The sequence below is a fragment of the Kitasatospora sp. NPDC086801 genome (genome assembly GCF_044745805.1).
In the GTDB taxonomy this organism is placed as follows: Bacteria; Actinomycetota; Actinomycetes; order Streptomycetales; family Streptomycetaceae; genus Kitasatospora.
In genome coordinates, this window is the sequence record NZ_JBIVAX010000001.1 from 84,134 (window position 1) to 106,249 (window position 22,116).

A 22,116-nucleotide genomic window follows, 5' to 3' on the forward strand; every position below is an offset into this window, starting at 1 on the left:
CGGTTCCCCTAGACCTCGACCACCAGTTCCTCGAGGCCCCGGATCACGTAGCCCGGGTTCCACTCGGGCTCGCGAACGAGTCGCAGCCCGGGGGCCCGGCGCAGGAGGGCGCCGTAGGACTCGGTGAGCTCCAGTCTGGCAAGCGGGGCGCCGAGGCAGAAGTGGATTCCGGCGCCGAAGGTGATGTGGGGGTTGTCGGTGCGGCCGAGGTCGAGGCGGTCGGGGTCGGTGAAGCGCTCGGGGTCGCGGTTGGCGGAGCCGAAGAGGAGGGCGACCTCGGAGCCGCGCGGGATGGTGACGCCGCGCAGCTCGATGTCCTCCAGGACCCACCGTTCGAAAAGTTGCAGCGGGGTGTCCCAGCGCATCAGTTCCTCGACGGCGGTGGGCAGGAGCGCGTCGGTCGCGCCGCGCAGCCGGGCGAGTTCGCCGGGGTCGCGGAACAGCGCCCACCAGCCGTTGCCGGTGGTGTTGACGGTCGCCTCGTGGCCGGCGTTGAGCAGCAGCACGCAGGTGGAGATCATCTCCTGCTCGCTGAGCGCGTCGGAGCCCTCCTGGGCCTGGATCAGCGCGCTGATCAGGTCGGTGCCGGGGGCGGTGCGGCGTTCGCGGATGAGGGCGCGCAGGTAGTCGGAGAACTCGGTGCTCGCGGTGACGGCCCGGCGGGCGGCCTCCTCGGTCGGGTTGAGCTCGTACATGCCGGTGATGTCGGCGGACCAGGGCCGCAGCAGGTGCCGGTCGCCCTCCGGCACGCCGAGCATCTCGGCGATCACGGCGACCGGCAGCGGCTCGGCGACGGTGGCGATCAGGTCACCGCCGCCGGCCGCGAGCAGGTCGTCGACGAGTTCCCCGGCCAGCCGCTGGACGGTCGGCCGCAGGCCCTCGACCATGCGCGGGGTGAAGGCCTTGGAGACCAGCCGGCGGATCCGGGTGTGGTCGGGGGCCTCCAGGTCGAGCAGCCCGAAGTCGTTGAGGGTGTGGAAGGGCTCGTGCGCCGGGTCGGGTTCGGGCCGGCCGAACTCCTGGTGGCTGAAGCGGTGGGTGTAGGTGCGGCCGAGCCGCCGGTCGCGCAGCAGCGCGCTGACGTCCTCGTGGCGCGAGACGAGCCACTGCCCGGTCGGCTCGAAGTACGTCACCGGCGCGTGCTCGCGCAGTTCGGCGTACGCGTCGTACGGGTGGGCCACGAACGCCGCCGACCAGGGGTCGAACTTCGCCGTCGTCGTCATCGGTCGATCACTCCAGGCTGTGAGGGGGAGCCGGGAGGATCATCGTACGCATGCGGTTCACCCGTTTTAAGCCCCTTTTCCCAGGCCTTCCGGCGACCGTCCGGAAATCCGGGTGCGCCGCGTCAACTCCCGCCGCACACTGGGCCGGTCACCCCACCACTCGCCAAGGAGCCCCGTGCAGGGAGCAGTCAGCGTCTCGCCCGCCCAGATACCCGAGTTGCTGCTCGGGCTGGCCACCGTCCGGCCGGTGTTCCTCTGGGGCGCGCCCGGAATCGGAAAGTCCTCGCTGGTGCGGGAGTTCGCCGAGTCGCTCGGCCTGGAGTGCGTGAGCCTGGTCGGCACCCAGCTCGCCCCGGAGGACCTGATCGGCGTCCCGCAGCTCACCCCGGAGGGTCGTTCCCGGTTCTGCCCGCCCGAGCAGATCGCCCGCGACGAGCCGTACTGCCTGTTCCTGGACGAGCTCAACGCGGCGACCCCGGACGTCCAGAAGGCGTTCTACTCGCTGATCCTGGACCGCCGGATCGGCTCGTACGAGCTGCCGCCCGGTTCGATCGTGATCGGCGCCGGGAACCGCGCCACCGACGGCGCGCTCGCCCGCCCGATGGCGTCCGCGCTGGTCAACCGCATGGTCCACGTGCACCTGCGGGCCAGTGCCGCGGACTGGCTGCGCTGGGCGGCCGGCGCCGGCATCCACCCCTGGGTCATCGACTACGTCACCGACCGGCCCGACCACCTGTGGTCCGCCCCGCCGAAGACCGAGGAGCCGTTCTCCACCCCGCGCGCCTGGCACATGCTCTCCGACGCGCTGCACTCCTTCGGCCCCACCCTGGACGAGGAGACCCTCAAGGTGCTCGCGTACGGGCTGCTCACCCCGCAGCACGCGATCGCCTTCTGCGGCTACGCGAAGATCGTCCGCAACGCGTACGGCCTGGAGGCGATCCTCAAGGGCGACGCCCGCTGGCCGCACCGGCTGGAGGACCGCGACCTGCTCTACTACCTGGCCGACGCCTTCCGCGGCCGCCTGGTCAAGGACCTGCCGGCCAGCAAGGAGCACGCCTCCGGGGCGCAGCGGCAGACCGCCTTCCGGGCCAAGTCGCTGCTGGTGCAGCTGGCCGAGATCTCGGTGGAGGTCGCCCAGACGGTGATCGCCGACGGCGCGGACGGCAATCCGGTGCTGCCGTCCTGGTTCCTGATCGAGGCGGCCCGGGACATGCCCCGGCTGGTCGAGGCCCGCCGGTGAGTCCTCCCGCCGCCCAGAAGGGTGCGAAGAAGCCGGACCCGGGCGCGGAGGTCTTCGCCGAGGGGGTGCGGCTGCTGCGCCTGAACCCGGCCTTCGCCGCCCTGCCCGCCGACTTCTGCCGCCGCGACGACTGCGGGCTGGCGCCGCCCGGCGGCTGGGCGGTGGTCGACTCCGACGGCACCGTGCACGTCAACCCGCGCCGCCGGGCCGAGCCCGAGGAGTGGGCCTGGGTGCTGGCGCACTGCCTGCTGCACCTGGGTTTCGGCCACGTCCCGGCCGCCCGGGGTGCCCGGGTCCAGCCGGACGCCTACGAGGAGGCGGCCCGCTGCGCGGTGGTGAACCGTTTCCTCGCGACCTTCCCGGTCGGCCGCCCCCCGGTCGCCCTCCCGCAGGAGTACCCGGGCGGCGACGAGGAGGAGCTGGCCGCCCGCTGGCGCCGCGACGGCCTGCCGCCCGCCGACTCCGGGACGGCCGGCGCCGCGGACCACGACCAGCTGCTGGTCGAGTGGCAGAGCCACGGCTACACCCCGAAGGACTGGTCGGCGGCCTTCGCCGCCGCGCTCACCCGCACCATGTCCGCCGCGATGGACCGGGCCGGCGGCCGGATCGACCAGCAGACCGGCGAGCGCCTGCCCGTACGGCCGTGGACCAAGGCGCTCGGCTGGTTCGTCTCCTCCTACCCGCTGCTCGGCGGTATCGCGGCGGGCCTCACCGTCGTCGCCGACGCCGAACTGGCCCGCGCCCACGACATCGCCATCGCCGCCGTCAACGCCGAGGCCGGCGAGATCTACATCAACCCGCTGCGCCAGCACACCGACGAGGAGTGGCGGTTCATCCTCGGCCACGAGATGCTGCACGCCGCCCTGCGGCACGGCGAGCGCCGCGGCGGCCGGGACCCGTTCCTGTTCAACGTCGCCGCCGACTACGTCATCAACGGCTGGCTGCTGGAGATGGGCGTCGGCGACATGCCGGAGGGCCTGCTGCACGATCCGCAGCTGAAGGGGCTGTCGGCCGAGGAGGTGTACGACCGGATCGTCCGCGACGAGCGCCGCATCCGCCGGCTCGCCACCCTGGCCGGCAAGAACCGCCCGGACGTCCTCGGCGCACCGCTGGACCGCGGCCCGCGCGACTACGTGGACCTCGACGACTTCTACCGGCGCGGCCTCCAGCAGGGCTTCGAGCTGCACCAGCGCGAACGCGGACTGCTGCCCGCCGGGCTGGTCGAGGAGATCCGCGCCCTCGCCCACCCGCCGCTGCCCTGGGACGCCCGGCTGGCCCGCTGGTTCGACGAGTTCGTGCCCCGCCCGGAGCCGGTCCGCAGCTACTCCCGCCCGGCCCGCCGGCAGTCCGCCACCCCGGACATCCCGCGGGCCGGCCGCTACCACCCACCCGAGGAGGTGCCGCGCTGCACCTTCGGCGTCGTCCTGGACACCTCCGGCTCGATGAGCCGGGTGCTGCTCGGCAAGGCGCTCGGCGCGATCGCCTCGTACGCGGCCGCCCGGGACGTGCCCGCGGCCCGGGTGGTGCACTGCGACGCCGCGCCGCACGACGCCGGGTACGTCCCGGTCGGCGAGATCGCCGGCCGGGTGCGGGTGCGCGGGCGCGGCGGCACCGTGCTGCAGCCGGGCGTCGACCTGCTGGAGCGGGCCGAGGACTTCCCACGCGGGGCGCCCGTGCTGGTGATCACCGACGGCGAGTGCGACGTGCTGCGGGTGCGCCGCGAGCACGCCTTCCTCGTCCCCCGGGGCTCCGGGCTGCCGTTCACCCCGCGCGGGCCGGTCTTCCGGATGAGCTGACGGACGCCCGCTCCTCCCCTGCGGGAGCGGCCGCCCCTCCGTCCCGCCCGTCCGTCCCGCCCGGTCAGGCCAGTGCCGGGCGGGGCCCGGCGGAGCGGCGGACCAGCGGAGCCAGCGCCGCCAGGTAGCAGACGGCGGCCACCGGGATCAGCGCCAGGTCGACCCCCGAGGCGGCCGTGCCGACCAGCATCAGCACCGGGCTCCACCAGGGCAGCGTCCGGGCCGCGCCCACCGCGGCGGCGACCAGCAGGGCCAGCAGGCCGACGTAGAACAGCAGCGGGCCGATCTGGTAGACGGCCGGCAGCACCCCGGGGACGCCCTGGACGCGGTCGAACAGCCGTGACTGCTCGGCCTTGTCCGCCGCGACCAGGCCGACGCACAGGTCGATCCCGATCTGCACCAACGAGGCCGCCAGGCCGGCGAACGCCGTCCCCAGCGCGGCGCCGGCCGCGAGCCGCCCGGCCGTGGTGCCGCGCGGGGCGAGCCGCCCGCGCAGGGCGAGCAGGACCGGGGCGAACAGCAGCAGCCCAGCGAACATCGCGGTGTGGCCGACCGTCCAGCCGAGGCCCGGCTCCCGGGAGCCGGGGACCAGCCGGATCCCGCCGTAGAGGGCCATCAGGGCGGGGGCGCCGACGACGGCGTAGGCGGTGCGGCGGGTGGTGCGAGTGGTGGTGCGGGTGGTGTTCATCTGCGTTCCCCTGCGGAGTCCGTGGTCCGTTCCGACACCACAGATGCTGTCCGCCGCACCCCTCGTCGCGGATCGCCCGCACCGGCGAACCGGCCGCCTCCCCCGCAGGAGGGAGCCCGGCTCAGGCCTCCCCCACGCGGAGGAGCCCCGCCACGGGCCTGCGCGACGGGCCCTACGCCTCCCCCGCCACCACCGCGCCCGCCTCGTACGCGAACACCACCGCGTGCACCCGGTCCCGCAGCCCCAGCTTGCTCAGCACATTGCTGACGTGCGTCTTCACCGTGTGCTCGCTGACCACCAGCTCGGCCGCGATCTCCGCGTTGGAGAGCCCGCGCGCCAGCAGCCGCAGGGTCTCCTGCTCGCGCAGGGTGAGCTGCTCCAGCAGCTTGGACGGCGGCCGCACCGCCCGCTCGGGCGAGCCCGGGCGGCGGGCGGCGAACTCGCCGATCAGCCGCCTGGTCACCGAGGGCGCGAGCAGCGCCTCCCCGGAGGCCACCATCCGCACCCCGTGCGCCAGGTCGTCCCGCCGGACGTCCTTGAGCAGGAAGCCGCTGGCGCCCGCGTACAGCGCGTCGAAGACGTAGTCGTCGGCGTCGAAGGTGGTCAGCATGATCACCTTGGTGGACGGGAACTCGGCGCAGACCCGGCGGGCCGCCTCCAACCCGTCCATGACCGGCATCCGGACGTCCAGCAGCAGGACGTCCGGGCCGTGGGTGCGGACCGCCTCGACCGCCTCGGCGCCGTCGCAGGCCTCGGCCACCACCTCGATGTCGGGCTGCGCGTCCAGGATCATCCCGAACCCCGCCCGCACCAGCTCCTGGTCGTCCGCGACGACCACCCGAATCGGCTTCATCCGCCCACCTTCTCCACCACGCCCGCCACCCCCAACGGCAGCCGGGCACTCACCAGGAAGCCCTTGCCCTCCGGTCCGGGCCCGGCCTCGGCCCGCCCGCCGCAGGCCGCCGCCCGCTCCCGGATGCCGACCAGCCCGCGGCCGCCGGACCAACCGCTCACCGCGCCGCCGGCGGTCACCGGCAGCCCGCGCCCGTTGTCGGACACCACGACCTCCACGGCGTCCCCGGTCCGCCGCACCCGGACCGCCACCCGGTCGGCGCCGGAGTGCTTGACCGTGTTGGTCAGCGCCTCCTGCACGATCCGGTACGCCGCGGCCTGAAGGTCGGCGGGCACCGCGCCCAGCCCGTCGGCCAGTTCGAGCTCCACCACCGGTCCGGCCCGGCGCACCCGCTCGGCCACGTCGGCGAGTTCGGCCAGCCTGGGCTGCGGGGCCAGTTCAGGGCCGGCCCCCTCCTCCTTCAACACCCCGAGGACGCGCCGCAGCTGGACCATCGCGTCGCGGCCCGCGTCGGCGATGGTGTCGAAGGCGCGGATCGCCCGGTCCGGGTCGGCGTGCACCACCAGCGGCCCGGCCTCGGCCTGGATGATCATCAGCGAGACGGCGTGCGCCAGGATGTCGTGCATCTCCCGGGCGATCCGGGCCCGCTCCTCCGCCACCGCGCGACCCGCCTCGCTGGCCGCCCGCTCCCCGGCCTCGCGGGCCCGCTCGGCCTCCAGCCGGGTCAGCCGCCGCTGGGCGCGCACCAGCGAGCCGAAGACGAACGAGCCGACCGAGGTGAGCAGGCTGAACAGCATGCCGTTCGGCGAGTGGGTGCCGATCACGTTGGCGACCACCACCACCGCCAGCACCGTCCAGCGCTGCCGGTCCGGGGAGCGCTCCGCCACCGTGTAGATGCCGATCACACCGGCCAACGGCACCTGCGGGTTCGCCGAGTGCGCCACCACGGACAGCACCGTGAAGGCCACGCTGCCCGCCGCCAGCGCGGCCAGCGGCGCCCGGCGCCGCCAGGGCAGCGACAGCGCGGTGGACACCGCGATCAGGTGGACCCACCACGGCCAGGCCCGGTCGTCGTGGTAGACCGCCCAGAGCGAGATCCCGGCCGACGCCACGGCCAGCAGCGAGTCCAGCACGTACGGACTCAGCCCGGCCGACCAGCCCCGCCAGCGCACCGCTCGCACCACCGCCGCCCCTCCCCCGTGACCGGGGGCGCCGCCCCCGCGGAGAAGATCATGCCCTACCGGCAGGACCTCGGGAACGGCCCGGTCAGACACCGTCGACCGACACTCCGCCGGCGTCCGTGCGCGCCGTGATGCTGCGCGCCGCCCCCGGCTGCGAGGGGATGCCGACCTCCACCCCGCCGGCCCCGGCGTGCGCGTCCACCGCGTACGCCTCCCCGGCCGGCACCCTGACCCGCACCCCGCCGGTCTCCGCCTTCGCCTCCACCTTCACGGGCGCCGCCGCGAAGTCGGCCCGCACCCCGCCGGTCCGGGTGCTCAGCCGGACGTTCCGCGAGGTCAGCCGGGTGGCCTCGACCCCGCCGGTGTCCACCGTGGCCTCCACCTCGGCGGCCAGCCCGACCAGCCGCACCCCGCCGGTCTCCTGGTTCACCCGCACCTTCGTCCCGGCCGGCACCTGCACGGTGTACCCGACGCCGCAGCCCCGGCAGTCGTACGTCAGCCGCAGCACGCCGTCCTTCACCTCGTGCGTGGTCCGTGGCGCCTCGCCCCGGTAGTTCTGCTCCTCGACCACGTGCACCGCGTCGCCGCCGCCGGTCACCACGATCCCGCCGGTGTGCGCCTCGACCACCAGCTCCCTGACCGGCTCCGGCACCCCGTAGCCCACCGTCCGGTGCTCCTGGTCGTCCCCGAAGGGCAGGCAGGCGGACGTCCCGACCAGCACCGCCCCCGTCATCGCCACCGCGCCCAGTACCCGCTTCATGCCCGGCCCCCTTCGAAAGCCCCGTCGTCCTGACCCGCGAAGCCTCCCCCGGCCGCCCCCTCCCCCGCCTCCCCCACCGGAGCGGTTCCCGCCCCTCCCCCGCACGAGGGAGGCACCGCTCCGGGAACGACGAAGGGCCCGGAGGCTTGATGCCTCCGGGCCCTTCGTTGCTACTGAGTAGCGGGGACAGGATTTGAACCTGCGACCTCTGGGTTATGAGCCCAGCGAGCTACCGAGCTGCTCCACCCCGCGTCGGTGAACACGACTCTACGCGACTTCCGTCAGGGAACCTAATCGCCTTCCTCCGGCCCCGGAAACGCCGCAGGGCGGCCACCCCGCGAGGGGTGACCGCCCTGACAGCCGAACGTCGGACTCAGCCGGTGTACGGGCCGTAGTCGTAGTCGTCCAGCGGGACCGCCTGGCCGGAGCCGGCGCCGAAGGGCGACAGGTCGTAGTCGTCGTAGCCGACGGCCGAGTACATCGCGGCCTTGGCCTCCTCGGTCGGCTCGACCCGGATGTTGCGGTAACGGGGCAGGCCCGTACCGGCCGGGATGAGCTTACCGAGGATGACGTTCTCCTTGAGGCCCAGCAGCGGGTCCGACTTGGCGTGGATCGCCGCGTCGGTGAGGACCCGGGTCGTCTCCTGGAAGGAGGCGGCCGACAGCCAGGACTCGGTGGCCAGCGAGGCCTTGGTGATACCCATCAGCTGCGGACGGCCGGAGGCGGGGTGACCGCCCTCGGAGACCACGCGACGGTTCTCCGTCTCGAAGCGGCCGCGCTCGACGAGCTCGCCCGGGAGCAGCTCGGCGTCGCCCGACTCGATGATCGTCACGCGGCGGAGCATCTGCCGGATGATGATCTCGATGTGCTTGTCGTGGATCGACACGCCCTGCGAGTTGTAGACCTTCTGGACCTCGGCGACCAGGTGGATCTGGACGGCACGCTGGCCCATGATGCGCAGGACGTCGTGCGGGTTGGTGGCACCCATGGTCAGCTTCTGGCCGACCTCGACCGCCTCGCCCTCGCCGACCAGCAGCTTCACACGCTTGGAGACCGGGTAAGCGATCTCCTCGCTGCCGTCGTCCGGGGTGATGACGATCTTGCGGGTCTTCTCGGTGTCCTCGATCCGCGCCCGGCCGGTGGCCTCCGAGATCGGGGCCACACCCTTGGGGGTACGGGCCTCGAAGAGCTCGACGACACGCGGCAGACCCTGGGTGATGTCGTCACCGGCCACACCACCGGTGTGGAAGGTACGCATCGTCAGCTGGGTACCGGGCTCACCGATGGACTGGGCGGCGATGATGCCGACCGCCTCACCGATGTCGACCAGCTTGCCGGTGGCCAGCGAGCGCCCGTAGCACATGGCGCAGGTGCCGACGGCCGACTCACAGGTCAGGATCGAGCGGGTCTTGACCTCGCCGATGCCGTGGCGGATCAGCTCGTCGATCAGCACGTCACCGAGGTCGGTGTTGGCGGTGGCAAGGAGCTTGCCGTCCACCGTGATGTCCTCGGCGAGCATGCGGGCGTACACGCTGGTCTCGACGTCGTCGGCCTTGCGCAGCACGCCGTCCGCACCCACGGAGCCGATCGCCAGCTTCAGGCCGCGCTCGGTGCCGCAGTCCTCCTCGCGAATGATGACGTCCTGGGAGACGTCGACCAGACGACGGGTGAGGTAGCCGGAGTCGGCGGTACGGAGGGCGGTGTCCGCCAGACCCTTACGGGCACCGTGGGTGGAGATGAAGTACTCCAGCACGGTGAGACCCTCACGGAACGACGCCTTGATGGGTCGCGGGATGGTCTCGTTCTTGGCGTTCGACACCAGACCACGCATACCGGCGATCTGGCGCATCTGCATCATGTTTCCACGAGCACCCGAGTCGACCATCATGAAGATGGGGTTCGTCTTCGGGAAGTTCTCGTTCATGGCCTCGGCGACCTCGTTGGTCGCCTGGGTCCAGATGCCGATGAGCTCCTGCTTGCGCTCGTCGTTGGTGATCAGGCCGCGCTCGTACTGACGCTGGACCTTCTCCGCCTTCGCCTCGTAGCCCTCCAGGATCTGGGGCTTGTTCGGCGGGACGACGACGTCGGAGATCGAGACGGTGACGCCCGAGCGGGTCGACCAGTGGAAACCGGACGCCTTCAGGTTGTCCAGGGTCGCCGCGACGACGACCTTGGGGTAGCGCTCCGCCAGGTCGTTGACGATCGCGGAGAGCTGCTTCTTGCCCACCTCGTAGTCGACGAACGGGTAGTCCTCGGGCAGCAGCTCGTTGAAGAGCGCGCGGCCCAGGGTGGTGGTCAGGCGGAACGGCTCGCCGTCGAACCAGGTCGACTGGCCGTCCTCATCCACCGGCGGGGTCCAGCCGCGCGGCGGGACGGTGCCGGCCGGCAGGCGCAGCTCGATCGGGGCCTGGACGTCCAGGTCGCGGGCGTCGAAGGCCATGATCGCCTCGGCGGTCGACGAGAAGGTGCGACCGGCGCCCTTCACGTTGTCGCGGTCCGAGGTCAGGAAGAACAGACCGAGCACCATGTCCTGGGTCGGCATGGTGACGGGGCGACCGTCGGCCGGCTTCAGGATGTTGTTCGAGGACAGCATCAGGATGCGGGCCTCGGCCTGCGCCTCCGCGGAGAGCGGCAGGTGGACGGCCATCTGGTCACCGTCGAAGTCCGCGTTGAACGCGGTGCAGACGAGCGGGTGGATCTGGATGGCCTTGCCCTCGACCAGCTGCGGCTCGAAGGCCTGGATGCCGAGGCGGTGCAGGGTGGGCGCACGGTTCAGCAGGACGGGGTGCTCGGCGATGACCTCTTCGAGCACGTCCCACACGACCGGGCGGGCCCGCTCGACCATGCGCTTGGCCGACTTGATGTTCTGCGCGTGGTTCAGGTCGACCAGGCGCTTCATCACGAACGGCTTGAAGAGCTCCAGCGCCATGGCCTTGGGCAGACCGCACTGGTGCAGCTTGAGCTGCGGGCCGACGACGATGACCGAACGGGCCGAGTAGTCGACGCGCTTGCCGAGCAGGTTCTGACGGAAACGACCCTGCTTGCCCTTCAGCATGTCGCTGAGGGACTTCAGCGGGCGGTTGCCCGGGCCGGTGACCGGACGGCCGCGACGGCCGTTGTCGAACAGGGCGTCGACGGCCTCCTGGAGCATGCGCTTCTCGTTGTTCACGATGATCTCGGGCGCGCCGAGGTCGAGAAGCCGCTTCAGGCGGTTGTTGCGGTTGATCACGCGGCGGTACAGGTCGTTCAGGTCGGAGGTCGCGAAGCGGCCACCGTCCAGCTGCACCATCGGACGCAGGTCCGGCGGGATGACCGGGACGCAGTCCAGCACCATGCCGTTGGGCTTGTTGGTGGTCTGCAGGAACGCGGAGACGACCTTGAGGCGCTTCAGCGCACGGGTCTTCTTCTGGCCCTTGCCGGTGCGGATGATCTCGCGCAGGCGCTCGGACTCCTCCGCCAGGTCGAAGGTCTCGAGGCGGTCCTTGAGGGCCGCCGCGCCCATCGAGCCGGAGAAGTAGGTGCCGAAGCGGTCGCGCAGCTCGCGGTAGAGCAGCTCGTCGCCCTCAAGGTCCTGGACCTTGAGGTTCTTGAAGCGGGCCCACACCTCGTCGAGGCGGTCGAGCTCGCGCTGCGCGCGGTCGCGCAGCTGCTTCATCTCGCGCTCGGCACCCTCGCGCACCTTGCGGCGCACGTCGGCCTTGGCGCCCTCGGCCTCCAGCTCGGCCAGGTCGGTCTCGGCCTTCTTGGCACGGGCTTCGAGGTCGGAGTCGCGGCGGTTCTCGATCTGCTGGCGCTCGACCGAGACGTGCGCCTCCAGGGACGGCAGGTCGCGCTGGCGGCGCTCGTCGTCGACCCAGGTGATCATGTAGGCGGCGAAGTAGATGACCTTCTCGAGGTCCTTCGGCGCCAGGTCGAGCAGGTAGCCCAGGCGGGACGGCACGCCCTTGAAGTACCAGATGTGGGTGACCGGGGCGGCCAGCTCGATGTGGCCCATCCGCTCACGGCGCACCTTGGCGCGGGTCACCTCGACGCCGCAGCGCTCACAGATGATGCCCTTGAAGCGGACGCGCTTGTACTTACCGCAGTAGCACTCCCAGTCCCGGGTGGGGCCGAAGATCTTCTCGCAGAAGAGTCCGTCCTTTTCGGGCTTCAGGGTGCGGTAGTTGATGGTCTCCGGCTTCTTGACCTCGCCGTGCGACCACTGGCGGATGTCGTCGGCGGTGGCCAGGCCGATGCGGAGCTCGTCGAAGAAGTTGACGTCAAGCACTGGTCGTCAAGCCCTCTTTCGTAAGTCGAGAGTCGTTCATGTGGTCTGAGGGGGGCCTGGGGGCGGGCCGGCTGCTCGGGCAGCCGGCCCAACCTCCGTCAGACCTCTTCGACGCTGCTCGGCTCGCGCCGGGACAGGTCGATGCCGAGCTCCTCGGCGGCGCGGAACACGTCCTCGTCGGAGTCCCGCATCTCGATGGACTGGCCGTCCGAGGACAGCACCTCCACGTTGAGGCAGAGCGACTGCATTTCCTTGATGAGGACCTTGAAGGACTCGGGAATGCCGGGCTCGGGGATGTTCTCGCCCTTGACGATGGCCTCGTAGACCTTCACACGGCCGAGGACGTCGTCGGACTTGATGGTGAGCAGCTCCTGCAGCGCGTAAGCAGCGCCGTACGCCTCAAGGGCCCACACCTCCATCTCACCGAAGCGCTGACCACCGAACTGCGCCTTACCACCGAGCGGCTGCTGGGTGATCATCGAGTACGGACCGGTCGAACGGGCGTGCAGCTTGTCGTCGACCAGGTGGTGCAGCTTGAGGATGTACATGTAGCCGACCGAGACCGGCATCGGGAACGGCTCGCCGGAGCGGCCGTCGAACAGCCGGGCCTTGCCGGTGGAGTTCACCAGGCGCTCACCGTCACGGGTGAGGGTGGTGTTGTCCAGCAGGCCGGTGATCTCGTCCTCGCGGGCGCCGTCGAAGACCGGGGTGGCGAGGTTGGTGCCGCCCTGGACGGTGTCGGCGCCGATCGCCTGCAGGCGCTGGGCCCACTCGTCGGCGAGGCCGGAGACGTCCCAACCCTGCTTGGCGAGCCACCCGAGGTGGATCTCCAGGACCTGCCCCGGGTTCATTCGGGACGGGACACCCAGCGGGTTGAGGATGATGTCGACCGGGGTGCCGTCCTCCAGGAACGGCATGTCCTCGACCGGCAGGATCTTCGAGATGACGCCCTTGTTGCCGTGACGGCCGGCGAGCTTGTCACCGTTGGTGATCTTGCGCTTCTGGGCCACGTAGACGCGGACCAGCTGGTTCACGCCCGGGGGCAGCTCGTCGCCCTCTTCGCGGTCGAAGACGCGGACGCCGATGACCTTGCCGGACTCACCGTGCGGCACCTTCAGCGAGGTGTCGCGGACCTCACGGGCCTTCTCACCGAAGATCGCGCGGAGCAGGCGCTCCTCCGGGGTCAGCTCGGTCTCGCCCTTGGGCGTGACCTTGCCGACCAGGATGTCGCCGGTGACGACATCGGCGCCGATGCGGATGATGCCGCGCTCGTCGAGGTCGGCGAGGACCTCCTCGGAGACGTTCGGGATGTCCCGGGTGATCTCCTCGGGGCCGAGCTTGGTGTCACGGGCGTCGACCTCGTGCTCCTCGATGTGGATCGAGGAGAGGACGTCGTCCTGCACGAGGCGCTGCGACAGGATGATCGCGTCCTCGTAGTTGTGACCCTCCCACGACATGAACGCCACGAGCAGGTTCTTGCCGAGGGCCATCTCGCCCTCGTCGGTGCACGGGCCGTCGGCCAGCACCTGGCCGGACTCGACCCGGGCGCCCTCGTCCACGAGCACCTTCTGGTTGAAGGCGGTGCCCTGGTTCGAGCGGGTGAACTTGGCGGCGCGGTACGTGGTGTACGTGCCGTCGTCGTTGGCGACGGTGACGTAGTCGGCCGAGACCTCCTGGACGACACCGGCCTTCTCGGCGGTGATGACGTCCGCGGCGTCGACGGCGCAGCGGTACTCCATGCCGGTACCGACCAGCGGAGCCTCGCTCTTCAGCAGCGGCACCGCCTGGCGCATCATGTTCGAGCCCATGAGCGCGCGGTTGGCGTCGTCGTGCTCGAGGAACGGGATCATGGCGGTCGCGACCGACACCATCTGGCGCGGCGAGACGTCCATGTAGTCGATCTCGGTGCCCGGGATGTAGTCGATCTCGCCGCCACGGCGGCGGACCAGGACACGCGGCTCGGCGAAGGTCAGCTCCGCCGTCAGCGGGGCGTTGGCCTGCGCGATGACGTAGCGGTCCTCCTCGTCGGCCGTGAGGTAGTCGACCTGCTCCGTGACGACACCCTCGATGACCTTGCGGTACGGGGTCTCGATGAAGCCGAAGGCGTTGACCCGGCCGTACGAGGCCAGCGACCCGATCAGACCGATGTTCGGGCCTTCGGGGGTCTCGATCGGACACATGCGCCCGTAGTGCGAGGGGTGCACGTCTCGGACCTCGAAGCCGGCGCGCTCACGGGAGAGACCACCGGGGCCGAGGGCGGACAGACGGCGCTTGTGGGTCAGGCCCGACAGCGGGTTCGTCTGGTCCATGAACTGCGACAGCTGGCTGGTGCCGAAGAACTCCTTGATGGAGGCGACGACCGGCCGGATGTTGATCAGGGTCTGCGGCGTGATCGCCTCGACGTCCTGGGTGGTCATGCGCTCGCGCACGACGCGCTCCATGCGGGCGAGACCCGTACGGACCTGGTTCTGGATGAGCTCGCCGACGTTGCGCAGGCGACGGTTGCCGAAGTGGTCGATGTCGTCGACCTCGACCACGATGTCGCGGCCGGTCTGGTCGTTCCACTCGGTCTCACCGGCGTGCAGCTTCACCAGGTACTTGATCGCACCGATGATGTCGGGCTCGGTGAGCACGCCGGAGTCCAGCGACTCGGCGTTGCCCAGCTTCCGGTTGACCTTGTAGCGGCCCACCTTGGCGAGGTCGTAGCGCTTCGGGTTGAAGTACAGGTTCTCCAGAAGCGTCTGCGCGGCCTCGCGCGTCGGCGGCTCGCCGGGACGCAGCTTGCGGTAGATGTCCAGCAGCGCGTCGTCCTGGCCCTGGGTGTGGTCCTTCTCCAGGGTGTTGCGCATGGACTCGTACTCGCCGAACTCCTCGAGAATCATCTCGTTGGTCCAGCCGAGCGCCTTGAGCAGCACGGTGACGGACTGCTTGCGCTTGCGGTCGATGCGGACGCCGACCATGTCGCGCTTGTCGATCTCCATCTCCAGCCAGGCACCACGCGAGGGGATGACCTTGCAGGAGTAGATGTCCTTGTCGGACACCTTGTCCAGGGTGGAGTCGAAGTACACACCCGGGGAGCGGACCAGCTGCGACACGACGACACGCTCGGTGCCGTTGATCACGAACGTGCCCTTGTGGGTCATGAGCGGGAAGTCGCCCATGAAGACCGTCTGAGACTTGATCTCACCGGTCTCGTTGTTGGTGAACTCGGCCGTGACGAAGAGCGGAGCCGCGAACGTGAAGTCGCGGTCCTTGCACTCGTCAATCGAGTTCTTCGGCGGCTCGAAACGGTGGTCGCGGAAGGTCAGGGACATCGACCCGCTGAAGTCCTCGATCGGGGAGATCTCCTCGAAGATCTCCTCCAGACCAGACTTGGTGGGGACGTCCTGACCGTTCTCCAACGCCTCCTCGACCCGGGACTTCCAGGCCGCATTGCCGAGCAGCCAGTCAAAGCTCTCGGTCTGCAGGGCCAGGAGGTTCGGGACCTCGAGGGGCTCCTTGATCTTCGCGAAGGAGACGCGGAGAGGGGCGGTGGATGCGGCGGAATTGTTCGAGGCGTTGCGCGGCGCGGCCAAGAGGGGGGTCCTTCCGAGGGCTCGGAGCTCACTACGCGCGTACCAGCCGGGCCTTCACGGGCTTGGTCCCGCCTCCCTCGCCACTGGCCTCCGCCGGGATCGAAACCCAGGTCAGAGCCGCTTTGCGGAGGCGATGCCAGACCCCTTCAGGGCAACGCAAACTCCGGGCGACGAGTCACGGAGCAGCTAACAGGCAGCGCAAAGGGACAGTGTAGCCAAAGGGCACACTGCTGTCCAGCTCTGATTCGGAAACCGAATCGGAGACTCCTCCCGGTAGCCGGCGGACGCGAACGCCCACCGGGTACTGCACCGGCCCGGGCACTGCCCGGGCCCCATAACTCACGTGGAGTCACTTCCCGCCTGAGCCACTGGTTATGCATCCAGAGGCAAACCAACCGGGCGGACTCGCGCCTTGAGAATCGCGCGCCTCGCCGGGTTCGTCAAGGGCCCGCAGGCGGTGCGGACCTCGACCCGTCCATCGGTCGGACGCCCCCCGGCGTTACAGAAGCCGTGGTGGGGGCCACCGTCGATGACGGTGATCACCATACCCGTCCGCACCGACGCTGCCGAGTGGGCTCTCGGCCACACCGGCGCATCCCGGCCGCGCACCGGCCGCGCACCGGCCCAGGGCCGGAAACACGAAAAAGCCGGGCCGACCACCCACAAGGGTGATCGGCCCGGCTTCAGGCCCCCTCAGAGGGGGCGAGAAGTCACTTGACGGTGACCTTGGCGCCGGCACCCTCGAGGGCGGCCTTGGCCTTCTCGGCAACGTCCTTGGCAACCTTCTCCAGGACCTTGGCACCAGCGGTGTCAACGAGGTCCTTGGCCTCCTTCAGGCCGAGGGAGGTCAGGGTGCGCACCTCCTTGATGACCTGGATCTTCTTGTCGCCGGCACCGTCGAGGATGACGTCGAACTCGTCCTGCTCCTCAGCGGCCTCAGCGGCCGGGCCGGCAACGCCGGCGGTGGCAACGGCGACCGGGGCGGCGGCGGTGACGTCGAACTTCTCCTCGAAGGCCTTCACGAAGCCAGCGAGCTCGATGAGGGTGAGGTCCTCGAACTGCGCGAGCAGCTCGTCCTGGGACAGCTTCGCCATGATGGCGTCCTTCCACTAAATCGGCAGGTGGTGCCGTATGTACGGGTGGGGCGGGCACGGGCCCGCAGCGAGGCGTGAGCCTGCCGATTACTCGGCGGCGGCGTCCTCGGCGGCGGGAGCCGGCGTACCGGCACCGCCCTGCTCGACCTTGTCGCGCAGCGCGTCCACAGTGCGGACGAGCTTCGACGGCAGGGCCTGGAAGAGCGCGGCAGCCTGGGACTGCTTGGCCTTCAGGGCACCCGCCAGCTTGGCGAGCAGCACCTCGCGGGACTCGAGGTCCGCGAGCTTCTTGATCTCATCGGCGGACAGCGCCTTACCGTCAAGGACACCGCCCTTGATGATGAGAGCGGGGTTCTCCTTGGCGAAGTCACGCAGAGCCTTCGCCGACTCCACCGGGTCACCGGTGACGAAGGCGACAGCCGTCGGACCGTTGAACAGGTCGTCGAGCTCCGAAATCCCGGCCTCGTTGGCCGCGATCTTGGTCAGCGTGTTCTTCACCACGGCGTACTCGGCGTTCGAGCCGAGCGAGCGACGCAGGGTCTTGACCTGCTTCACCGAGAGACCGCGGTACTCGGTCAGCAGCGCCGCGGAGGAGCCACGGAACTTGTCCGTGATCTCGGCGACGGCGGCAGCCTTGTCGGGCCTTGCCATAGGCTTACGCCTCCTTCCGTGATGTCGAAGTCCGGCCGACCGCGAAAGTCGACCATTCACGCCTCGAACCAACCGGACGGAAGGAAAGCCTGCGGAAAGCAGATGAGCCCCGATGCGCAGGGCGCACGGGGCTCGAAACGACCTCGACGGGCATGCGCGTGAACGCGGACCCGGAAGTCGAAGCACCAGACACACCTGCGCGGGCTGCCTGCGACGAAGCGCAGATCCTTCGGCCACCGAACCCTTGCGAGCGCGGTGACAACCAGCGGTCTTTGGCTTCGGTAACACTAACCGGACTCGGCCGTCCGGGGCAAATCGCCCCTGAGCAGCCGACATCGGCCGGGGGCGGGCGGAGGTGGACCGGGGGCCGGCCGCACCGGACGGGGCTCAGCGGGCCAGCGGGGAGACCGTCCGGGTGCCGGTGTCCACGGTGTCCGTCTCGGCCGGGGCCTGCACCGAGAGCAGGGCGCCGGCGAAGTCGGAGTAGAGCAGCGAGTCGTCCGCCCGGCCGCTGTCACCGCTGCCGGTGCGCTGGAGCCGGACCAGCTGGTCCTTGTCGTTGAGCCAGAGGTCCAGGGTGAGCGAGATCGAGCCGCCGGGGGCCAGCGCGGCCCGCAGGCCGTCCCGGCGGGCCTGGGTCAGCTGGGCCTGGGCGGCGGCGTAGCGCTCTGCGGTGGTGGTGACCCGGTAGTGCTCGACCGTCGAGTCGTCGAACTTCTCCTCACCGACGAACCGGGGGTCCACCCCGTCGGCGGTGGCGGCGGCCAGCGCCTCGACCGGGCTCAGCAGGTCGATCAGCCCCGCGTACGGGACCTCCCGGTGGCCGTCCGCGTCCGGCGGGACGGAGAAGCGCTCCCAGTGCCGGCCGCCCTGGCGGGCCGCGGTGGCGGCGTCGCCGCCCTGGTAGGCGACGGTGTCCACGACGATCAGCTGCTCGGCGTCGGCCGGGGTGGAGCGCTTGATCTGGAGCGCCGTCTTGGGCTGCCAGAACAGCGGCCCGGCCCCGGCGTCCGCCCCCAGCCGGTAGCTGACCTTGGCCCGGCGGGCGGTCTGCATGGCCAGCTGCGCGGAGAGCAGGACGCCGTGCGGCGAGCGGTCACTGGGCTTGGCCGCCTCGGTCGACGAGGAACTGGTCGGGCTCGGGCTGCCGGAGGGCGTGGACGGCGCACCGCCGCCCCCGCCGCCCCCGCCGCCCCCGCCGCCCCCGCCGCCCCCGCCGCACCCGGCCAGCCCGCTCGCCAGCAGGACGACCGCGGCCAGCGCCGCCAACCGCCGTCGTCCCGCCATCGTCTGGTCCTCTCTCGCCCCGGAGCCGCCTCGGCGGCTTTCGCTCCGGCCACCTTGCCACCCTGACCCGGATCGGCCGGTGGCGCCCCCCTCGCCGAGCTTCGCCGGCTCGGCCGGCTCCACCGGGTCAGCCGGATCCGGCACCCGGATCGCCGGACCCCCCACGCACCGGACAGCCCCCTCCCGTCACCCGGTCGCGGCAGGGGACGCGTCGCCTTCTCCGGGATCCGAGACATCCGTCGTGGTCACCGTGGTACCGGCACTCCCCCGGGCCGTCTCACGCAGCCTCAGCAGCCGCTTGCCGGGCCCGACCCAGACGTCGTAGCCGATCGCCGCCACCCCGCGCTGGCGGTACCAGTCGACCACCACGGCGAGCCGCGCGGGGGTCAACTCCCCGTCGGCGCCGAAGTATTCGGCCACCGGCACGGAGCCCTGGTAGTGCGCGACGGTCATCCCGGCCAACTGCTCGCCGCCCAGCGAGCCGAGCTTCCCGGTCTGTGCGATCGCGTACGCGCGGCTGCCCGGGTTGGTGACCAGTCCGGTCATCCAGCCACCCGCGTAGCCGCCCGGGCCGGTGGTCGCCCGCGGATCGAGCGACTCGGCGCCGTCCCGGTCCGCGTGCTTGGGCGGGGCTCCCGGGTAGCCGAGGTCGAGTGCGCCGTCCCGGACGGTCAGCTGCCCGGTGCCCTGCTCGTCGGTGACGGTCAGCGCGGCCTCGTCCCGGGCGCCCCAGGTCAGTGTGCCGCTCGCGGTGCGGCGGCCGGCCGGGCCCTCCTCGACCACGTCGATCCGGGCGCCGCCGGCGTCGTCCAGCGCCTGGGCGGCGGCGAGCACCACCTGGCGGGGCGGCACGGCCGGGGCGTCACCGCCGGGGGTGCGGGTCCCGGGGACGGCCAGCAGGCTGCACCCGGTGGTGGCACCGATCAGCAGCAGGGTGGCCACCGCGGCGGCGGGGCGAAGGGTGGGCGGCACGGCACGCTCCGACGGTCACACGTTCTGCACATGATCTGACCGGCAGAGCGTACGACGCGTCGGGCAACCGTTCCCATCCGCCCCTGTCCCGATCCGGAAACGACGGCGGGCCCGCACCCCCGGTGAAGGGGGTACGGGCCCGCCGTGCGGACTGACTGCTTCAGAGCCGATCGGCTCAGACCGCGGCCGGGTCCTCCTCGACGAGGAGGTTGCGGGTGCGGTTCGGGTCCACGAGGATGCCGGGGCCGATGGTGGTGCTGATGGCCGTCTTCTTGATGTAACGGCCCTTGGCGGCGGACGGCTTGGCGCGGAGCACCTCGTCCAGCGCGGCGGCGTAGTTCTCGACCAGCTGCTCGTCGGTGAAGGAGGCCTTACCGATGATGAAGTGCAGGTTCGAGTGCTTGTCGACGCGGAACTCGATCTTGCCGCCCTTGATGTCGTTGACAGCCTTGGCGACGTCCGGGGTCACGGTGCCGGTCTTCGGGTTCGGCATCAGACCACGGGGACCGAGCACGCGGCCGAGGCGGCCGACCTTGCCCATGAGGTCCGGGGTGGCGACGACGGCGTCGAAGTCCAGACGGCCCTTGGCGACCTCGTCGATCAGCTCGTCGGAGCCGACGATGTCGGCGCCCGCAGCACGCGCGGCCTCGGCACGGTCACCGGTCGCGAAGACCAGGACCCGAGCGGTCTTACCGGTGCCGTGCGGGAGGATCACGGTGCTGCGGACCATCTGGTCGGCCTTGCGCGGGTCGACGCCCAGACGCATGGCGACCTCGACGGTGCCGTCGAACTTGGTGGTGCTGGTCGCCTTGGCGAGGCGGATGGCCTCGAGGGGGGCGTAAAGGCGGTCGCGGTCGACCTGAGCGTCCGCGGCCTTCAGAGCCTTGCTGCGCTTCACTGCTGCTCCTGAATGGTGATGGGAGTCGTGGTATCACGGGCCTGCGCAGGCCCTACCACAGGGACAAGAAGGGCTGGTCAGCCCTCGACGGTGATGCCCATCGACCGGGCGGTGCCGGCGATGATCTTCTCCGCCGCGTCCAGGTCGTTGGCGTTCAGGTCGGGCATCTTGGTGGTGGCGATGTCGCGGACCTGGGCGCTGGTGAGCTTGGCGACCTTGGTCTTGTGCGGCTCGCTGGAGCCCTTGTCCACGCCCGCGGCCTTCAGGATGAGGCGCGCGGCCGGCGGCGTCTTCGTGATGAAGGTGAAGGAACGGTCGTCGTAGACCGTGATCTCCACCGGCACGATCATGCCGCGCTGCGACTCGGTCGCAGCGTTGTAGGCCTTGCAGAACTCCATGATGTTGACGCCGTGCTGGCCCAGCGCGGGGCCGACCGGCGGCGCCGGGTTGGCCGCACCGGCGTTGATCTGGAGCTTGATAAGCCCCGTGACCTTCTTCTTCTTGGGAGGCATGTCTCTCCGGGTCCTTCCGAGAGGTGAGTGCTGGTGTGTGCGGAACCGGGGCGACACCCGGCCGCCAACACACACATCGAACCAGGCTAACGCCTTCGCGCCGCTGGACCAAAACGGATCCGGGGCAGGGCCCTCGGCCCCGCCCCGGATCCGAAGACCGTGGGACTAGTTCTTCTGGATCTGGTCGAAGGAGAGCTCGACCGGGGTCTCCCGACCGAAGATCTCGACGAGACCCTTGACCTTCTTCGAGTCGGGGTTGATCTCGTTGATGGTCGCCTGCAGGGTCGCGAACGGGCCGTCGGTGACGGTGACCGAGTCGCCGACCTCGAAGTCCAGCACCTGGATCTCGCTCGGCTTGACCGGCGAGGGCTTGCCGGCCTCCTTGGCGGCCTGGCGCTCGACGTCCGGGGCGAGCATCTTGACGACCTCGTCCAGGGTCAGCGGGTACGGGTCGTAGGCGTTGCCGACGAAGCCGGTGACACCGGGGGTGTTGCGCACGACGCCCCAGGACTCGGGGGTGAGGTCCATGCGCACCAGGACGTAGCCGGGGAGCTTGTTCTGGCGGATGGTCTTGCGGTCGCCGTTCTTGATCTGGACGACCTCCTCCTGCGGCACCTCGGCCTGGAAGATGTACTCCTCGACGTTCAGCGAGACGGCGCGCTGCTCCAGGTTCTGCTTCACCCGGTTCTCGTAGCCGGCGTAGGTGTGGATCACGTACCACTCGCCCGGCATGAAGCGCAGGTCCTCGCGGAACTTGGCGACCGGGTCGACCTCGACGGCCTCCTCGGCCTCCTCGGCGTCGGTCTCAGCCTCGGCGTCGGTCTCCTCGGCGTCGACCTCGGCGTCGGGCTCCACGTCGCCCTCCACGTGCAGCGCCGCCTCCTCGGCGGACTCGCCGGCCTCGGCCTCGTCGTACGCCTCGACCTCGTCCTCGTCGCCGTCCACGGCGTCAACGATCTGCGCGGCGGACTCGGCTTCGTCAGCCAGCTCGGCCGCGTCCAGCTCGGCGGCGACATCCGCCTCGCGGACGGTCTCGTCGGCGTCGTACAGGGGGGACTCAGACACGGTGGCTGCTTCTTTCCTGGAGATGGTGAAGGTGGCGCGCTCCGGGGCCGGCTC

At 70.9% G+C, this 22,116-nt stretch carries 16 protein-coding genes and 1 tRNA gene; 2 read left to right on the forward strand and 15 right to left on the reverse strand.

The window, feature by feature from the left end:
- Window positions 1-8 precede the first annotated feature (8 nt).
- Window positions 9-1,223 (reverse strand): cytochrome P450, encoded by a 1,215-nt coding sequence (locus ACIPLC_RS00440; RefSeq protein WP_400469173.1) that lies wholly within the window; start codon window positions 1,221-1,223, stop codon window positions 9-11.
- 175 nt (window positions 1,224-1,398) lie between these two features.
- On the opposite strand from ACIPLC_RS00440, the gene ACIPLC_RS00445 reads away from it, so the two are divergent.
- Entirely contained in the window at window positions 1,399-2,463 is a 1,065-nt protein-coding gene (locus ACIPLC_RS00445) for an ATP-binding protein (RefSeq protein WP_400469176.1), read from the forward strand.
- Window positions 2,460-4,259, forward strand: coding sequence for a hypothetical protein (locus tag ACIPLC_RS00450; protein WP_400469179.1), 1,800 nt, complete (start codon window positions 2,460-2,462; stop codon window positions 4,257-4,259). Before ACIPLC_RS00445 ends, ACIPLC_RS00450 begins: the two co-directional genes overlap by 4 nt.
- A gap of 64 nt (window positions 4,260-4,323) precedes the next feature.
- On the opposite strand, the gene ACIPLC_RS00455 is transcribed toward ACIPLC_RS00450, so the two are convergent.
- From ACIPLC_RS00455 to nusG, 14 genes are all read right to left on the reverse strand, one after another.
- The gene (locus ACIPLC_RS00455; protein ID WP_400469182.1) at window positions 4,324-4,947 is read right to left on the reverse strand and encodes a hypothetical protein; all 624 of its coding nucleotides are present in this window, start codon (window positions 4,945-4,947) and stop codon (window positions 4,324-4,326) included.
- Between the two features lie 172 nt (window positions 4,948-5,119).
- Window positions 5,120-5,800 (reverse strand): response regulator, encoded by a 681-nt coding sequence (locus ACIPLC_RS00460; RefSeq protein WP_400469185.1) that lies wholly within the window; start codon window positions 5,798-5,800, stop codon window positions 5,120-5,122.
- A complete protein-coding gene (locus ACIPLC_RS00465) occupies window positions 5,797-6,984 on the reverse strand; it encodes a sensor histidine kinase (RefSeq protein WP_400469188.1) in 1,188 nt (395 codons plus the stop codon). The genes ACIPLC_RS00460 and ACIPLC_RS00465 overlap by 4 nt, the downstream gene beginning before the upstream one ends.
- A gap of 82 nt (window positions 6,985-7,066) precedes the next feature.
- Window positions 7,067-7,741 carry a hypothetical protein gene (locus ACIPLC_RS00470; protein ID WP_400469191.1) on the reverse strand — a complete coding sequence of 225 codons (675 nt, stop codon included), beginning with the start codon at window positions 7,739-7,741 and terminating at the stop codon, window positions 7,067-7,069.
- Between the two features lie 178 nt (window positions 7,742-7,919).
- A tRNA-Met gene (locus tag ACIPLC_RS00475) sits at window positions 7,920-7,993 on the reverse strand.
- A 121-nt stretch (window positions 7,994-8,114) separates the two neighbouring features.
- Window positions 8,115-12,008 carry a DNA-directed RNA polymerase subunit beta' gene (locus ACIPLC_RS00480; protein WP_400469194.1) on the reverse strand — a complete coding sequence of 1,298 codons (3,894 nt, stop codon included), beginning with the start codon at window positions 12,006-12,008 and terminating at the stop codon, window positions 8,115-8,117.
- Window positions 12,009-12,106: 98 nt separating this feature from the next.
- Window positions 12,107-15,583, reverse strand: a complete 3,477-nt coding sequence (rpoB, locus tag ACIPLC_RS00485) for a DNA-directed RNA polymerase subunit beta (RefSeq protein WP_400469197.1) — start codon at window positions 15,581-15,583, stop codon at window positions 12,107-12,109.
- 710 nt (window positions 15,584-16,293) lie between these two features.
- Entirely contained in the window at window positions 16,294-16,677 is a 384-nt protein-coding gene (rplL, locus tag ACIPLC_RS00490; protein ID WP_400469200.1) for a 50S ribosomal protein L7/L12, read from the reverse strand.
- Window positions 16,678-16,764: 87 nt separating this feature from the next.
- Window positions 16,765-17,328 carry a 50S ribosomal protein L10 gene (rplJ, locus tag ACIPLC_RS00495; protein WP_400469203.1) on the reverse strand — a complete coding sequence of 188 codons (564 nt, stop codon included), beginning with the start codon at window positions 17,326-17,328 and terminating at the stop codon, window positions 16,765-16,767.
- A 387-nt stretch (window positions 17,329-17,715) separates the two neighbouring features.
- Entirely contained in the window at window positions 17,716-18,615 is a 900-nt protein-coding gene (locus ACIPLC_RS00500; protein ID WP_400469206.1) for a hypothetical protein, read from the reverse strand.
- Between the two features lie 186 nt (window positions 18,616-18,801).
- Entirely contained in the window at window positions 18,802-19,587 is a 786-nt protein-coding gene (locus ACIPLC_RS00505; RefSeq protein WP_400469209.1) for a hypothetical protein, read from the reverse strand.
- Window positions 19,588-19,762: 175 nt separating this feature from the next.
- On the reverse strand, window positions 19,763-20,485 hold the full coding sequence (gene rplA / locus ACIPLC_RS00510; protein WP_400469211.1) for a 50S ribosomal protein L1: 723 nt from the start codon (window positions 20,483-20,485) through the stop codon (window positions 19,763-19,765).
- 77 nt (window positions 20,486-20,562) lie between these two features.
- Window positions 20,563-20,997: a 50S ribosomal protein L11 gene (gene rplK, locus ACIPLC_RS00515; protein WP_063348931.1), complete on the reverse strand. Its 435-nt coding sequence runs from the start codon at window positions 20,995-20,997 to the stop codon at window positions 20,563-20,565.
- A 165-nt stretch (window positions 20,998-21,162) separates the two neighbouring features.
- The gene (gene nusG / locus ACIPLC_RS00520; protein ID WP_400469213.1) at window positions 21,163-22,062 is read right to left on the reverse strand and encodes a transcription termination/antitermination protein NusG; all 900 of its coding nucleotides are present in this window, start codon (window positions 22,060-22,062) and stop codon (window positions 21,163-21,165) included.
- Window positions 22,063-22,116 lie beyond the last annotated feature (54 nt).